The 15823-nt window shown below is 64.9% G+C and carries 14 protein-coding genes; 7 read left to right on the top strand and 7 right to left on the bottom strand.

Annotated elements, in window-relative coordinates:
• Positions 1–15: 15 nt before the first annotated feature.
• Positions 16–654 (bottom strand): 3-oxoacid CoA-transferase subunit B, encoded by a 639-nt coding sequence (locus DIC66_RS03415; RefSeq protein WP_117173993.1) that lies wholly within the window; start codon positions 652–654, stop codon positions 16–18.
• 2 nt (positions 655–656) lie between these two features.
• Positions 657–1364: a CoA transferase subunit A gene (locus tag DIC66_RS03420; RefSeq protein ID WP_117173995.1), complete on the bottom strand. Its 708-nt coding sequence runs from the start codon at positions 1362–1364 to the stop codon at positions 657–659.
• A 123-nt stretch (positions 1365–1487) separates the two neighbouring features.
• On the opposite strand from DIC66_RS03420, the gene DIC66_RS03425 reads away from it, so the two are divergent.
• Positions 1488–2042: a PAS and helix-turn-helix domain-containing protein gene (locus DIC66_RS03425; RefSeq protein ID WP_117173997.1), complete on the top strand. Its 555-nt coding sequence runs from the start codon at positions 1488–1490 to the stop codon at positions 2040–2042.
• A gap of 42 nt (positions 2043–2084) precedes the next feature.
• Here DIC66_RS03425 and DIC66_RS03430 read toward each other — a convergent pair whose 3' ends face one another.
• The 5 genes from DIC66_RS03430 to DIC66_RS03450 all read right to left on the bottom strand — a co-directional run bounded on the left by DIC66_RS03430 (position 2085) and on the right by DIC66_RS03450 (position 6047).
• The gene (locus DIC66_RS03430; protein WP_233505759.1) at positions 2085–2351 is read right to left on the bottom strand and encodes a BrnA antitoxin family protein; all 267 of its coding nucleotides are present in this window, start codon (positions 2349–2351) and stop codon (positions 2085–2087) included.
• A 19-nt stretch (positions 2352–2370) separates the two neighbouring features.
• Complete coding sequence (locus tag DIC66_RS03435) at positions 2371–2637, bottom strand: BrnT family toxin (protein WP_117174001.1); 267 nt, start codon at positions 2635–2637, stop codon at positions 2371–2373.
• A gap of 39 nt (positions 2638–2676) precedes the next feature.
• Positions 2677–4254: a cryptochrome/photolyase family protein gene (locus DIC66_RS03440; protein WP_275405208.1), complete on the bottom strand. Its 1578-nt coding sequence runs from the start codon at positions 4252–4254 to the stop codon at positions 2677–2679.
• Positions 4247–4411: a DUF2256 domain-containing protein gene (locus DIC66_RS03445; RefSeq protein ID WP_117174004.1), complete on the bottom strand. Its 165-nt coding sequence runs from the start codon at positions 4409–4411 to the stop codon at positions 4247–4249. The genes DIC66_RS03440 and DIC66_RS03445 overlap by 8 nt, the downstream gene beginning before the upstream one ends.
• 70 nt (positions 4412–4481) lie before the next feature.
• Positions 4482–6047: an FAD-binding domain-containing protein gene (locus DIC66_RS03450; protein ID WP_117174006.1), complete on the bottom strand. Its 1566-nt coding sequence runs from the start codon at positions 6045–6047 to the stop codon at positions 4482–4484.
• A 171-nt stretch (positions 6048–6218) separates the two neighbouring features.
• Between DIC66_RS03450 and DIC66_RS03455 the strand changes: the two genes are divergently transcribed.
• The 6 genes from DIC66_RS03455 (at position 6219) to DIC66_RS03480 (ending at position 15823) form a co-directional block, all read left to right on the top strand.
• Positions 6219–7661 carry an efflux transporter outer membrane subunit gene (locus tag DIC66_RS03455; RefSeq protein WP_117174008.1) on the top strand — a complete coding sequence of 481 codons (1443 nt, stop codon included), beginning with the start codon at positions 6219–6221 and terminating at the stop codon, positions 7659–7661.
• Between the two features lie 14 nt (positions 7662–7675).
• Positions 7676–8806: an efflux RND transporter periplasmic adaptor subunit gene (locus tag DIC66_RS03460; protein ID WP_117174010.1), complete on the top strand. Its 1131-nt coding sequence runs from the start codon at positions 7676–7678 to the stop codon at positions 8804–8806.
• A complete protein-coding gene (locus DIC66_RS03465) occupies positions 8803–11901 on the top strand; it encodes an efflux RND transporter permease subunit (RefSeq protein ID WP_117174012.1) in 3099 nt (1032 codons plus the stop codon). Before DIC66_RS03460 ends, DIC66_RS03465 begins: the two co-directional genes overlap by 4 nt.
• Positions 11902–11964: 63 nt before the next feature.
• Positions 11965–14877: an EAL domain-containing protein gene (locus DIC66_RS03470; protein WP_117174014.1), complete on the top strand. Its 2913-nt coding sequence runs from the start codon at positions 11965–11967 to the stop codon at positions 14875–14877.
• Positions 14878–14914: 37 nt separating this feature from the next.
• Positions 14915–15136 (top strand): SlyX family protein, encoded by a 222-nt coding sequence (locus tag DIC66_RS03475; RefSeq protein WP_117174016.1) that lies wholly within the window; start codon positions 14915–14917, stop codon positions 15134–15136.
• 114 nt (positions 15137–15250) lie between these two features.
• Positions 15251–15823 (top strand): peroxidase-related enzyme, encoded by a 573-nt coding sequence (locus tag DIC66_RS03480; RefSeq protein WP_117174018.1) that lies wholly within the window; start codon positions 15251–15253, stop codon positions 15821–15823.

Consider the following 15823-nt stretch of genomic DNA (forward strand, 5'->3'; position numbering starts at 1 on the left):
GAACATAGCAGATGCTCAGATCAGCGGCACACCGGTCTTGCTTTGCAGCAGTTCCAGCGTCACGTCGGGCGCCAGTTCCACCACCTTCAGGCCTTGGGGCGTCACGTCCATCACGGCCAGGTCGGTGATGATGCGGTCCACCACGCCCACGCCGGTGAGCGGCAGGGTGCAGTGGGGAAGAATCTTCAGATCCTCGGTGCCGTCTTTTTTCTTGGCCACGTGTTCCATCAGCACGATCACGCGCTTCACACCGGCCACCAGGTCCATGGCGCCGCCCATGCCCTTGACCATCTTGCCCGGGATCATCCAGTTGGCCAGGTCGCCCTGGGCGCTGACCTGCATGGCACCCAGAATGCTCAGGTTGATCTTGCCGCCGCGGATCATGGCAAAGCTCTCGTGGCTGCCAAAGATGCTGGAGCCCGGCAGCGTGGTCACCGTCTGCTTGCCGGCGTTGATCAGGTCGGCATCCACTTTGTCATCGGTCGGAAAGGGGCCAATGCCCAGCATGCCGTTTTCGGACTGCAGCCAGACTTCCTTGGTGGTGGGCACATGGTTGGCCACCAGGGTGGGAATGCCGATGCCGAGGTTCACATAGAAACCGTCTTCCAGCTCTTGCGCCGCACGTGCGGCCATTTGGTCTTGATTCCAGCCCATGGTCAAACTCCTGCTTTTTCGGTGATGGTTCTCTTCTCGATGCGCTTTTCCGGGTTGGCGTTGAGCACAATGCGGTGCACATAAATGCCGGGCAGGTGCACCGAGTCGGGCTCCATGCTGCCGGTCTCCACAATCTCTTCGACTTCCACCACGGTGATCTTGCCGGCCATGGCCACGGCCGGATTGAAGTTGCGCGCGGTAAAGCGGAACTGCAGATTGCCCGACTTGTCGGCGCGGTGCGCCTTGACCAGGGACACCTCAGGCAGCAGTGCACGTTCCATGACATAGGTCTCGCCATCAAACTCGCGCAGTTCCTTGCCCTCGGCCACCAAAGTGCCCACACCGGTCTTGGTAAAGAAGGCGGGGATGCCAGCGCCACCGGCACGCAGCTTCTCGGCCAGCGTGCCCTGGGGCGTGAACTCCAGCGCCAGCTCACCGGCCAGGTACTGGCGCTCGAACTCTTTGTTTTCGCCCACGTAGCTGGAGATCATCTTCTTGATCTGGCGGGTCTCCAACAGCTTGCCCAGGCCGAATCCGTCGACACCGGCGTTGTTGGAAATCACGGTCAGGTCTTTGACGCCGGTGTCCTTGAGCGCATCGATCAGCGCCTCGGGAATGCCGCACAAACCAAAACCGCCAACGGCCATGAGCTGGCCGTCCTGCACGATGCCTTCAAGCGCGGCTGCCGCGCTGGGGTAAATCTTGTTCACTGCACTGTCCTCCTGTATGGGCGAAGCCCTTACGATACTACGTAACCGCATACGTAGTTTTTCGTAGAGTCCAACCCTTGCCTGCCTTCAAACCTTGCCCTAAACCTTGCCCGCCCGCACACCATGGACACTGATTACCGCCTTGCCTTTGATCTGGCCCCGGTGGGCCTGGCCCTGTCGAGCAACCGCAGCATCACCGACTGCAACCAGCACCTGTGCGACATGTTTGGCGTGGAGCGCACGCAACTACTGGGCCAGTCGTTCCAGGTGCTCTACCCCAGTGCGGCCGAGTACGAGCGCACCGGCGCGCGCATTGCGCCCATCCTGAACCGCAAGGGCACGTATGCCGACAACCGCATCATGAAGCGCCTGGGCGGGCGCACCGCAGGCGAGCCCTTCTGGTGCCATGTGACCGGGCGCGCCCTCAACCAGTTGGCGCCGCACGAGGCCGGCATCTGGTGCTTTGAAGATTTAAGCGCCAGCCGCCCGGTGCGCGCCGAACTCACCGCGCGTGAACGCGAGGTGGCGGCTTATTTGCTGCAGGGCCTGACCAGCAAGCTCATAGGCAAGACGCTGGCCATCAGCCACCGCACGGTGGAAATCTACCGCGCGCGGCTGATGCGCAAATACGGCGCCAGCACCACGGCGGATCTGGTGCACAAGCTCACGGCCGGGTGATGCAAGCCTGCGCAAATTCAAAGCGCGTGCAGCACCCATCACTCATGCCTGGCGCGAGTGGCGGGCAACATACTGTTGCAGCACACCATCCATGCGCGCCTGCCAGCCCTCACCGGTAGACCGAAAGTAGGCCAGCACCTCAGGGCTGTAGCGCACAGAGACCAGCATTTTTTTGTTCTCGGACTTTGGCCGACCGCGCAGGGACTTTAGCGGGACCATCGCCTTTAATTGCAGTGGCGTCAGCGGCTGCGCATCCGGGTCGGCCTTTGCTGCGGCCGTGATGGCTTTGTCTTCCGCAACGCTGGGCATGGTCACTGAAGGACGTTTGCTAACTTTGGACATAGTGCTTCACCTCTCGTCGGTTGGCCCGGCGCAAACTGATGATTCTTCGCACGGGCTCACGGTCTACAAAAACCACACAATACAAAATTCCAGTGAGGGGCGCTAACGCGATCATGCGTAACTCCCCATATTCAAAACGCGCATCAACCCAGACCAACGCCGATTCCCAATCAAGCTCCAAAGCCAAGGCAAGCGACACACCGTGTTTCTCCAGATTGGATGCATCCTTGACCGGGTCAAACGTCATTTGCATCGAATTATTGTAGCTGCAGTAATTAACGATGCCGATCCATCATTTCAAGGTCTGCCCCTGCCGGTGTGCCTCTGCCTGCCCACGGATGGCCGCACGCGCCGCCTCGTCCAGACGGCTGAGGTTCTTGAGCTGCATGGCCATGCGCGGGTTCTTCTTCAGCAGGGTTTCGTGGCGCATCAAGAAGTCCCAGTACAGCGTGGTGTAGGGGCAGGCCGCCTCGCCCGTGGAGAGTGCCGGGTCATAGCGGCAGCCCTTGCAGTGGTTGCCCATGCGCTGGATGTATTTGCCGCTGGCCACATAGGGTTTGCTGGCCATCAGGCCGCCGTCACCAAACTGGCCCATGCCCAGGGTGTTGGGCAGTTCCACCCATTCCACCGCGTCCACGTACACGCTCAGGTACCAGCTGTGTACGGCTTGCGGGCGCACGCCCAGCAGCAGTGCGTACAGGCCCGTGACCATCAGGCGCTGGATGTGGTGGGCGTAGCCGTGCTCCAGGGTCTGGCCAATGGCATCCTTCAGGCAGGCCATGTCGGTGTTGCCCGTCCAGTACCAGGCCGGCAGATCGGCCTGCGCGTCCAGCGCGTTGCGTTCCAGGTAGTCCGGCATCTGCGTCCAGTAGATGCCGCGCACGTATTCGCGCCAGCCCAGAATCTGCCGGATAAAGCCCTCCACCGAGGCGATGGGCGCCAGGCCCACGCGGTGGGCGTCTTCAGCCGCCTGCACTACTTCCCGCGCCTGCAGCAGCTTGAGGTTGAGCGCGCAGCTCAGGTGCGAGTGGTACAGCCAGGCCTCGCCCTGCCACATGGCGTCTTCATATTTTCCAAACAGCGGCAGGCGCTCTGTGATGAAGGCGTTCAGGGCCCGCAGCGCCTGCTCCCGCGTGACAGGCCAGCCAAAGCTGTGCAGCGTGCCGGGGTGGCCGGCAAAGCGGCGGTTCACCAGGGCCAGCACATCTGTGGTGATGGCGTCCGGCGCAAAGCGCGTGGGTGCGGGCACGTTCTGCGGGCCGGCCTTGCCGAAGGACTCGCGGTTGTCCACATCGAAATTCCACTGCCCACCCACCGGCTCGCCACCCTCCATCAGGATGCCGTGCTGCTGGCGCAGCGCGCGGTACCAATATTCCAGGCGCAGCTGTTTGCGGCCCTGGGCGTGCGCGGCAAACTCGCGCACGGTGCTGAAGAAATGGGTGTCATCGCGCAACTCCAGGGGCAGCTGGTGCTCGGCCGCCGCTGCGCGCAAGGCCTGCAGCACGCGCCAGTCTCCGGGGGCCGTCATCACCAGTGCTGCGGGCTGCAACTGCTTGATGGCCCGGCCCAGTTCCAGCTGCAGCGTGCCCAGGTTGTCGGCATCGTCGAGTCGCGTGTAGACCAGTGGCAGGCCCTGTGCCTGCAGGTGCTGGGCGAAGTGGCGCATGGCGCTCAGGAACACCGCAATGCGCTGCTTGGCTGACCACACATGGGTGGACTCCTCGGCCACCTCGGCCATCCACACCACGTCCTGCTGCGCATCAAAGCCCTGCAGTGCCGAGGATTGTTCATCCAGCTGGTCGCCCAGCACGATGACCAGATGGCGCACGGTGGCGGGCAAGGGGGATGGCGGCATCAGGGACTTATCCATGTTTTACCTGCGCCTTGCGGGCGCGGCAGGCGTCAGAGCAGTACAGCACCGACTCCCAGTTTTTGGCCCAGGCCTTGCGCCAGCTCATGGTGCGGCCGCACACCGCGCAGGGCTTGCTGGGTAGCGATTGCTTGTTGCCTTTGAAATCGTTTTTCATGGTGTCTTCTTCAATGGGGGGCTTCTGCGGGAGGGTGCTTCCAAGGGGGGGGGTGGATGGGCTGGCCGCCTCAGGCAAACAGGTCGCCCTGTGCGGATGGTTCTGCAACCGCAGGAACTGCCCGCAATCTGCGCGGCACGACCGCCTTGGCCCCCTTGCCGGAGGGAGGCAGCCCGCTCTTGCGCGAACCATGGCGGGCCTGCACAGCACCGGCCTCTTCGCGCGCCTGCACGCTCTGGCGCAGGCCATACAGGCGGTCTTTGGCAGCCTTCATGGCCAGCTTGTCATCCACCACCGGCGCGGGATAGTCCACGCCGATGCGGCAGGCCGCCATGTGCTGCACGCTGTCATCCATCTTCCACGGTGTGGCCAGGTAGGGCAGCGGCACGCGAGAGAGCTCGGGCACCCAGCGGCGTATGAACAGGCCCTCGGGGTCCTGGTCCTGTGCCTGCTTGGTGGGCGAGTACATGCGCAGTGTGTTGATGCCGGTGGTGCCGCTTTGCATCTGCATCTGGCTCCAGTGGATGCCGGGCTCAAAGTCCAGAAACTGGCGCGCCAGAAACAGCCCCGTGGGCCGCCAGTGCAGCCACAGGTGGTAGCTGGCAAAGCTCACCAGCATGGCGCGCATGCGGAAGTTGAGCCAGCCAGTGGCCACCAGCGAGCGCATGCAGGCATCCACCATGGGAAATCCTGTGCGGCCCTCGCACCAGGCGGCAAAGTGGGCTTCGTTGAAATCGTCTTCGCGCAGGCCGTCGCAGACGCGGGCGAAATTGTGGAACTCAATGCCGGGCTCGTCTTCTAGCTTCTGCATGAAATGGCAGTGCCAGCGCAGGCGCCCGGCAAAGCCGCGCAGGCCGTAAGCCAGGCCGCGCTCAGGTGTGCTGGCAATGGCCACCTCGGTGGCCTGGTGCACGGTGCGCAAGGACAGGGTGCCAAAGGCCAGGTGCGGGCTCAGGCGGCTGCAACCGTCTTCGGCGCTCAAGGGGCTGGAGAGCGCCTTGCGGTAACCAAAGCCACGCTCCTGCAAAAAGCTCTTCAGGGTGCGCCGCGCCGCCTTCTCACCGGCCGCCTGCAGCGTCTTGCCGTGCGGTGCCAGGCCCAAGGTCGCCAGCGTGGGCAGGTCCGCCTGCTCCAGCGGCACAGCGGCGCAAAAGCCGTGCTCCAGAATGGCCAGCGGCGCCTCCATGCGCGCCTGCCAGCGCTTGGCCCAGCCGCTGCGGCTACCCAGGCGACGCACCACGCCGGTCTGGGTGAACTCCTGCCAGCGTGTGCCGCTGGACTGGCACCAGGCGGCCACCTGCAGGTCGCGTGCATACGACCAGCCCGAACCGGTTTCCTCGTGGCTGAGCAGGTGCGTGAAGCCCAGCTCGGTGTGCAACTGCGCCAGCACAGAAACGGCCGTGCCCACCCGCACCACAAGCGGCAAGCCACGCCGTGCCAGCGCCGCACGCAGTTCGGTCAGGCAGCCCAGGGCAAAGTCCACGTGGCTGGCATCGCACTCGGGGCTTTGCAGCCATTCGGGCTCAATCACAAACAGGCCCAGCGCATCGGTATGGGCCAGGGCGGCCACCAGCGGCGCGTGGTCATGCACCCGCAAATCGCGTTTGAACCAGACCAGGGCGCGGGTAGCAGACATGGCGCGCACTCTAACAAGGGCAGCCCATGGCCGCTGGCCCGGCTGGCAAAGACCCCGGCCCTGATCGGCAAAAAGAGGGTGCAATGCCGCCTGGCTGCAGTTGGATAAAGCGAAGCAGGTAAGCTCGGGCTCCTCTTCACCTTGACAGCCAGGAATACTCTCTTGAAACCCATGCAACGTCTTGCATATATATGTGCTGCTGCAGCAGCTCTGGGCTTGCTGGCTACGGGCTGTGCGGCACCTTTGCCAGCGCAGTCCGGCAACACTGGGGCCGACCGCACTGTGCCACCTGCCTGGAACGCACCCCTGCCCCATGGCGGCAGCAGTGCCCAGTTGGCACAGTGGTGGCAAGGTCTGGGCGACCGGGTGCTGGTGGACCTGATAGAGGCCGCACAGCGCGTCAGCCCCACACTGGCCAGTGCCACCTCGCGCCTGACCCAGTCGCGCGCAGCCTTGGCCACGGCAACTGCTGCCAACCGGCCCAGCCTGAATGCGTCGCTGAGCGCACAGCGCGGTGTCACCAGCGCCAGCCCTATGGTGGGCACGGCCCTGTCATCCAGCCTGGATGCCTCTTGGGAAATCGATCTGTTCGGTGCCAACGCGGCAGCATCCGATGCCGCCCAGGCCAGGCTGCAGGGCACGGGCGCCCAGTGGCATGAGGCGCGCGTGTCGGTGGCGGCAGAAACCGCCACCCAGTATTACGCTTGGCGCAATTGCCGACAGGTGTTGGCCGTGCTGCAGTCCGACACCCGCTCGCGCGGGGAAAGTGCGCGCCTGAGTGCCCTCAGCGCCCAGGCCGGCTTCACCGCGCCTGCCGTGTCCGCCCTGGCAGATGCCAGCGCCGCCGAAGGCCGCTCCCGCAGCACCCAGCAGGCCAGCCAGTGCGACAGCACGCTCAAGGCCCTGGTGGCGCTCACCGCAGTCCCAGAGCCCACCCTGCGCCAGCGCCTGCAAGACAGCGTGGCGGACAGCAACGCGCCGAACCAGAACCCGGCAGCCATGCCCGCCGTGGCCAGCGTGCCGGCCGAGGTGCTGTCCCAGCGCCCCGACCTGTACGCTGCCCAGCGCGAAGTGGCCGCCGCCAGCGCCGACCTGGGCTCGGCCCAGGCCCAGCGCTACCCGCGCCTGACGCTAAACGGCCAGATCGGTACGCTCAACTACAGCAGCCAGGGCAGCACCACCGACCTGAGCACCTGGTCCATTGGCCCGGTGGTCTTGAGCCTGCCAATTTTTGACGGAGGGCGGCGCGTGGCCAATGTGCAGGCCGCACAGGCCCGCTACACCGAGGCCGAAGCCCTGTACCGCGCCCGCGTGCGCCAGGCCGTGCGTGAGGTGGAAGACGCCTTGCTCAGCCTATCCAGCACCGCAGCGCAAAGAGAAGATGCGGCTACGGCCGCTGCGGGTTACACCACCTCTTTCAACGCCACCCAGGCGCGTGTGCAGGCGGGTGCTGCCAACCTGCCGGAGCTGGAAGACGCGCGGCGTATCGCGCTGGCGTCCCAAACCACCTTGCTGCAACTCGACCTGCAGCGCACCCAGGCCTGGATTGCGCTGTACCGCGCACTCGGCGGCGGCTGGACGCCTGATGCAGCCCTGCCCCAAGACAGCCATTGAACCGAATCACGACCATGAAAAAACTGCAGCTCACCCCCCTCACCCTGGCCACGGCCCTGTGCCTGGCGCTGGGCGGTCTCGGCCTTTTCCTGGGCTTTGGCCCAGCCAGCCATGCCCAAGACGCCAATGCGCCCCAGAGCGGCGCCGCGCCCAAGCCCTCGATGACGGTCACCACCGCCAAACCCAGCCAGGCCAGCCTGCCGCTGGCGCTGGCGGCCAACGGCAATATTGCAGCCTGGCAGGAAGCCAGCGTGGCCTCGGAATCGGGCGGCCTGAAGCTGCAGGAAGTGCGCGCCAATGTGGGCGATGCCGTCAAAGCGGGCCAGGTGCTGGCCGTGTTTGCGTCCGACACAGTGCAGGCCGACGTGGCCCTGGCCAAAGCCAATCTGGCCGAGGCGCAGGCGCAGGCTGCAGATGCGGCGGCCAATGCCGAGCGCGCCCGCAGCCTGCAAGCCAGCGGCGCCCTGAGCGCCCAGCAGATCAACCAGTACAGCACCACCGACCTGAGCGCGAAGGCGCGCGTGCAGAGCGCCGAAGCCGCGCTGCTGCAACAGAACTTGCGCCTCAAGCACGCCCTGGTGCTGGCCCCGGACAGCGGCATCATCTCCGCCCGCGGCGCCACCGTGGGTGCGGTGCCGGGTGCCGGCACTGAGCTCTTTCGCCTGATCCGCCAGGGCCGCCTGGAGTGGCGTGCCGAAGTCACCGCCACCGAGCTGGGCCGCGTCAAGGTGGGCACGCCGGTGCAGGTGGTCAGCGCCAGTGGCAGCAAGGTCGCAGGCCGGGTGCGCATGGTGGCGCCCACGGTGGATGTGCAAAGCCGCGCCGCGTTGGTGTATGTGGACCTGAAAACCACGTCAGCTGATTCCGGTGTCAAGGCGGGTATGTTTGCGCGCGGGGAATTTGCGCTGGGCAACAGCAATGCGCTCACGGTGCCGCAAGAGGCCGTGGTGGTGCGCGATGGCTTCAGCTATGTCTTTGCGATCGGTGCCGCCAACAAAGTGGCCCAGCATAAAGTGGAGGTTGGCCGACGCGTGGGCACGCAGGTGGAAATTCTCAAGGGCCTGGCGGCTGACGCCACGGTTGCCGTCACCGGCGCCGGGTTCCTGAACGATGGCGATACCGTTCGCCTGGGCAGCGCGAAATGAACGTTTCAGCCTGGTCCATCAAAAACCCGATTGCCGGGGTGATGCTGTTTGTCATGCTCACCTTTGCCGGGCTGCTGTCGTTTAACAGCATGAAGGTGCAGAACTTCCCCGACCTGGACCTGCCCACGGTGGTGGTGTCGGCATCGCTTCCCGGTGCCGCACCGGCGCAGCTGGAAACCGAGGTGGCGCGCAAGATGGAAAACGCCATCGCCAGCCTGCAGGGCTTAAAACACATCTACACCAAGGTGCAGGACGGCGGCGTCAGCATCACCGCCGAATTTCGCCTGGAAAAACCAGGCCAGGAAGCGGTGGACGATGTGCGCTCGGCCATCGCCCAGATACGCGCCGACCTGCCCGGCGACCTGCGCGACCCGGCGGTGAGCAAGATCAACCTGGCGGGCTCGCCGGTGCTGGCGTACACGGTGGGCTCCAGCCAGATGGATGACGAGGCCCTGAGCTGGTTTGTCGACAACACCATCACCCGCAAGCTGCTCTCGGTGCGCGGCGTGGGAGCCATCAACCGCGTGGGCGGCGCCGACCGCCAGGTGGAAGTGGCGCTGGACCCGGCACGCCTGCAGGCCCTGGGCACAACCGCCGCCGACATCTCGCGCCAGCTCAAGCTCACGCAACAGGAGTCGGCCGGTGGCCGCGCCGATGTGGGCGGCAGCGAGCAGCCCGTGCGCACCCTGGCCACCGTGGCCTCGGCGCGCGAGCTCGAAGCCATGGAACTGTCCCTGCCGGACGGGCGCCACATCCGCCTGGACCAGGTGGCCACCATCCGCGACACCGTGGCAGAGCCTCGCTCTGCCGCCCTGCTCAATGGCAAACCAGTGGTGGGCTTCGAGGTGGCGCGCAGCAAAGGCGCCAGCGAGCTCGAAGTAGGCGCCGGCGTGCGCCGGGCACTGGAAGAGCTGCGCGTGTTGCACCCGGACATGCAGATTACCGAGGCCTTTGACTTTGTCACCCCGGTGCAGGAGGAATACGACGGCTCCATGCACCTGCTCTACGAGGGCGCGGCCCTGGCCGTGCTGGTGGTGTGGCTGTTTCTGCGTGACTGGCGCGCCACCTTTGTGTCGGCCGTGGCGCTGCCGCTATCGGCCATACCGGCCTTCATCGGCATGCATCAGCTGGGCTTCACCATCAATGTGGTGACCCTCCTGGCCATGTCACTGGTCATCGGCATTCTGGTGGACGATGCGATTGTGGAGGTGGAAAACATCGTGCGCCACCTGCGCATGGGCAAGTCGCCCTACCAGGCAGCCATGGAAGCCGCAGATGAAATCGGCCTGGCCGTGATTGCCACCACCTTCACGCTGATTGCAGTGTTCCTGCCCACCGCCTTCATGGCGGGCATTCCCGGCAAGTTCTTCAAGCAGTTTGGCTGGACAGCCTCACTCGCCGTGGCAGCCTCGCTGCTGGTAGCGCGGGTGCTCACCCCCATGATGGCGGCCTACATCCTCAAGCCCATCGTCACGGCGCACACCGAGCCGGGCTGGATGCGCATCTACATGCGCTGGGCCAGCTGGTGCGTCAAGCACCGGTTGGTGACGGCGCTGGGGGCCATGGCCTTCTTCGTTGGCTCGCTGATGCTGATTCCACTGCTGCCCAAGGGCTTTATTCCGCCGGATGACAACTCGCAGACCCAGGCCTACCTGGAGCTGCCTCCCGGCTCCACCCTGGCGCAAACGCAGCGGACGGCCGAAGACGCCCGCCAACGCCTCATGAAGGTCGCGCATGTCAAAAGCATTTACACCACCATTGGCGGCGGTGCCGCCGGCAGCGACCCCTTCGCGCCTCAGGGTGCGGCCGAGGCGCGCAAGGCCACGCTGACCATCCTGCTCGACGAGCGCCATGCGCGCCCACGCAAGCAGGGCATCGAACAGCAGATCCGCGAGGCGCTGGAGCCCATTGCCGGCATCCGCAGCAAGGTGGGCCTGGGCGGCTCGGGCGAGAAATATGTGCTGGTGCTCAGCGGCGAAGACCCCGCAGCCCTGAACCTGGCCGCGCAGGCTGTGGAAAAGGATTTGCGCACCATTCCCGGCCTGGGCAATGTGGCATCGAGTGCCAGCCTGGTGCGCCCCGAGATTGCCGTGCGCCCGGACTTTGCCCGTGCCGCCGACCTGGGTGTGACCAGTGCAGCCATTGGCGACACCTTGCGCATTGCCACCCTGGGCGACTATGACGCAGCCCTGCCCAAGCTGAACCTCAGCCAGCGCCAGGTGCCGATTGTGGTCAAGCTCGACAGCGCCGCCCGGTCTGATCTGGACCTGCTGGGGCGCCTCTCGGTGCCAGGCACACGCGGACCCGTCATGCTCAGCCAGGTGGCCACGCTGGAGGTGGCCGGAGGCCCGGCGGTGATTGACCGCTACGACCGCTCACGCAACATCAACTTCGACATCGAGCTCTCCGGCCTGCCGCTGGGCGAGGTGGCTGCAGCCGTGCAGGAGCTCCCCTCTATCAAACAGTTGCCGCCCGGCGTGGCGGTGCGCGAGGTGGGCGACGCCGAGGTCATGGGCGAGCTGTTTGCCAGCTTCGGCCTGGCCATGCTGACCGGCGTGCTGTGCATCTACATTGTGCTGGTGCTGCTGTTCAAGAGCCTGCTGCACCCGGTAACCATCCTGTTTGCCCTGCCGCTCTCGCTGGGCGGCGCCTTTGTGGGCCTGCTGCTGGCCGACAAGAGCTTTTCCATGCCCTCGCTGATCGGGCTGATCATGCTCATGGGCGTGGCCACCAAGAACTCCATCCTGCTGGTGGAGTACGCCATCCTGGCCCGGCGCGAGCATGGCATGACGCGCCTGCAGGCGCTGTTGGACGCCTGCAACAAGCGCGCCCGCCCCATCATCATGACCACCCTGGCCATGGGCGCGGGCATGATGCCCATTGCGATAGGCCTGGGCGCGGCCGACACCAGCTTTCGCGCGCCCATGGCGATTGCGGTGATTGGCGGGCTGATCACCTCCACCTTCCTGAGCCTGTTGGTCATTCCGGCGGTGTTTACCTACATTGATGACCTGGGGCAATGGACTGCGCGAAAATTCAGGCCCCGGGCAGGCGCAGAGGCGGCAGCAAACCCAAGTAACATGACAGGCAAATGATTTATTGGGGAGGAAACGTTATGCCAGTGAAGGCCGAATACCCCGCTACGCCGACCACCTGACATGCACAGCCCCAAGCCGCCCGCTCATAAGCTGAGCGAATTCCAACCCCAATCACCAGCAGTATCCGAGGAAGAAAACCCCTGGAAGCTGGCGCTGGAGGGCTCCGGGCTGGGTGTTTGGGACTGGAACCTGGCCACTGGCGCCCAAACCCACTCCGCGCGCTGGGAAGAAATCCTGGGCTTTGCCCCGGGCGAATTGCAGCAGGGCTACCAAGAGTTTTCCAGCCGGGTGCACCCGGACGATCTGCCGATCCAGGTGCAAGCTGTCAAAGACTATCTGGACGGCGCCGTGCCCAGCTACTCGGTGGACCTGCGCATGCGGCACAAAGACGGCAGTTGGTGCTGGGTGATCTCTCGCGGCATGGCCGTGGAACACGATGCCCAAGGCCGTGTGCTGCGCATGATTGGCACCCACACCGACCTCAACCAGCGCAAGGCTGTGGAGGCGGAGCTGCAGGAGCGCTCCAACGTCCTGCGCGACACGCTGGGCAGCATCAGCCAAGGGCTGTTTGTGCTGGATGCGGCACACAGAATCATTACCTTCAACGCCCGCGCCTGCGAGTTGCTCGATCTGCATGCTGACTTCCTGGGCACCCAGCCCACACTCAAGCAGGTCAACCAGTTGCAGTTCAGCCGCGGTGATTTCGGCATCAACGGTGAACTGGTGGAAAGCCACGCCCGCGAATATGTGTTCAGTGAAGGCGAGGCCCCGGTACCCACCCGCTACCTGCGCGTCACGCCCCAGGGCCGCACGCTGGAAGTCACCTCGCAAATGCTGCCCGAAGGCGGCATGGTGCGCACCTTCTCGGATGTCTCCGACTATGTGCAGGTAGAAAAAGACCGGGAGCGGCTGGACCGGCTGCTGACGTCCATGCAAGCGCTGGCACAGGTGGGCGGCTGGGAAGTGGACATCGTGGCCGACCAGGTGTTCTGGACCGAAGGCACCTACAGCATCTTCGAGACCTCACCCGAGGACTATGCGCCGGGCACGGCCATGGGAACGGCCGAACGCTTCTTTACGCCGCAGTCCATGGAGTTCCTGCGGGCCTCGTATTTCGATACTACGCACCAGCCCAGCACCCACGACTTTGAGCTCGAAGCCATCACCGCCAAGGGCCAGCGCATCTGGCTGCACGCCGTGGGCACCTCGCGCTGGGAGCATGGGCAACTGCTGTCGCGCACCTCGGTGATCCAGAACATCACCGAACGCAAGCTGGCACGGGCCGCACTGCTGGACGCCGAGAACCGCTGGAAGCTGGCCCTGGAGAGCACGGGCGACGGTGTGTGGGACTGGCATATCCCCACGGGTGTGGAGTTCTACTCCAAGCGCCTGATCGAGATGTACGGTTTTACCGAAGGTGAGCTGGCCAACCAGGCCATGGAGCTCGACCAGCGCACCCATCCAGACGACCGGGCCCAGATGGAAATGGACCGCGACTGGCACTTCCAGGGCCTCACCCCCACCTACCACAACGAGCACCGGGTGCGGTGCAAGGATGGCGACTGGAAGTGGGTGCTGAGCCGTGGCATGGTGATCAGCCGGGACGCTGACGGCAAGCCATTGCGCATGATTGGCACGCACACCGACATCACCGAGCGCAAGGACGCCGAAGCGCTGATCCGCCAGCAGGCTTTTTTTGATGCGCTCACCGGCCTGCCCAACCGGCGCATGCTGCGCGACAGGCTGGAGCAGGAGATCAAGCGCTGCAAGCGCGACGGCCAGCAACTGGCCATCCTGTTCATGGACCTGGACCACTTCAAGGAAGTCAACGACACCCTGGGCCATGACAGCGGCGACCAGCTGCTGGTGGAGGCGGCCAAGCGCATCAAGCAGTGCGTGCGCGACTCCGATACCGTGGCGCGCATGGGTGGTGACGAATTCACCGTCATCCTGACCGACATCTCCAACACCAACCAGCTCGAGCCCCTGCTGCAAAAGATATTGCGCTGCATGGACGCACTGTTCCAGATTGGCGACGAGCAGGTGTTTGTGTCAGCCAGCATGGGTATCACCCTGTACCCCATGGACGGCACCGAGATTGAAGACCTTTACAAGAACGCCGACCAGGCCCTGTACGTGGCCAAGGGCGAGGGGCGCAACCGCTTCAGCTTCTTCACACCGGCCCTGCAGGAGGCCGCACTCACCCGCGTGCGCCTGGCCAATGACTTGCGTACGGCGCTGGTGGACAACCAGTTCCGCGTGCTCTACCAGCCCATCATCGAGCTGGCCACCGGCTCCATTCACAAGGCCGAGGCCCTGATCCGCTGGCAGCACCCCAAACGCGGCCTGGTCAGCCCGGCGGCCTTTATTCCGATTGCCGAGTCCAGCGGCATGATTGTGGACATCGGTGAATGGGTGTTCCAGCAGGCCGCAGCCCAGGTGCAGAAGTGGCGCCAGACCCTGCACCCGGAGTTCCAGATCAGCGTGAACCGCTCACCGGTGCAGTTCCGCCACGACGACAGCGGCCAGGCCTCCTGGGGCATGCAGATGCACGCGCTGGGCCTGCCCGGCGAGGCGCTGGTGGTGGAAATTACCGAAGGCCTGCTGCTCGACACCAACGCCATCGTGGGCGAGCAACTGCTGGCCTTGGGGGATGCGGGCATCAAGGTGTCGCTGGACGACTTTGGCACGGGCTACTCGTCGCTGGCCTATTTGCAAAAGTTTGACATCGACTACATCAAGATCGACCAGTCCTTCGTGCGCCACCTCATCCCGGAATCCACCGACCTGGCGCTGTGCAAGGCCATCATCGTCATGGCCCATGCGCTGGGCATGCAGGTGATTGCCGAAGGGGTGGAGACCGAGCAGCAGCGCAGCCTGCTGGCCGCGGCCGGTTGCGACTACGGCCAGGGCTATCTGTTTGCCCGTCCGATCAGCGCGTCCGAGTTTGAGACCCTGGTCAAAATGTCCTGAATGGCACAGACCCGCGCGGTCTGTTCCAATCGATGCCATGACCGCAATGCACACGATAGAAGAACGCCTGGAAGCGCTGGAAATCAAAGCCAGCTTTACCGAGGACCTGGTGGACAAGCTCGACCAGATCATCATCCGCCAGCAGCAGACCCTGGACACCCTGGTGGCCGAGCTGCTGCGCCTGCGCGATCAGGCTGCCAGCAGCAGCAACCAGCCGGGCCTGCGCAATCCGCGCGACGAACTCCCGCCACATTATTGAATTTATGCCCCCACGTTCGCCCACTGCGTGTGGCTCTCTGCCCCCCGAGGGGGCGCGTTACGCCTTGGGGCGGCCCGGCGGCGTAACATCCTTTTCCCGACACTGGAGCTGAAGATGCGATTCCCCCTGCCCGACCTCACCACCCTGCCCGCCGACATCCAGGCCAAGATTCTGGAAGTGCAGGAAAAATCCGGCTTCATCCCCAATGTGTTCCTGGCCCTGGCGCGCCGCCCGGCCGAGTGGCGGGCCTTCTTCGCCTACCACGACGCCCTGATGCTGCGCGAGGAATCCGGCCTGTCCAAGGGTGACCGCGAGATGATCGTCACCGCCACCAGCGCCGCCAACGCATGCCTGTACTGCGTGGTGGCGCATGGCGCGCTGTTGCGCATTTACGAGAAGAAGCCGCTGGTGGCCGACCAGGTGGCGGTGAACTACCGCAAGGCCGACATCACGCCGCGCCAGCGCGCCATGCTGGACTTCGCCATGAAGGTCTGCACCAACAGCCAGGCCGTGGACGAGGCCGACTTTGCCGCACTGCAGGCCCACGGCTTTGGCGACGAGGACATCTGGGACATCACCGCCATCACCGCTTTCTTTGGCCTGTCCAACCGCATGGCCAGCGTCACCGGCATGCTGCCCAACCCCGAGTTTTACCTGCTGGGCCGCCTGCCCCGGCCGCAGAAGTAA

The organism is Rhodoferax lacus (genome assembly GCF_003415675.1).
Classification (GTDB): domain Bacteria; phylum Pseudomonadota; class Gammaproteobacteria; order Burkholderiales; family Burkholderiaceae_C; genus Allorhodoferax; species Allorhodoferax lacus.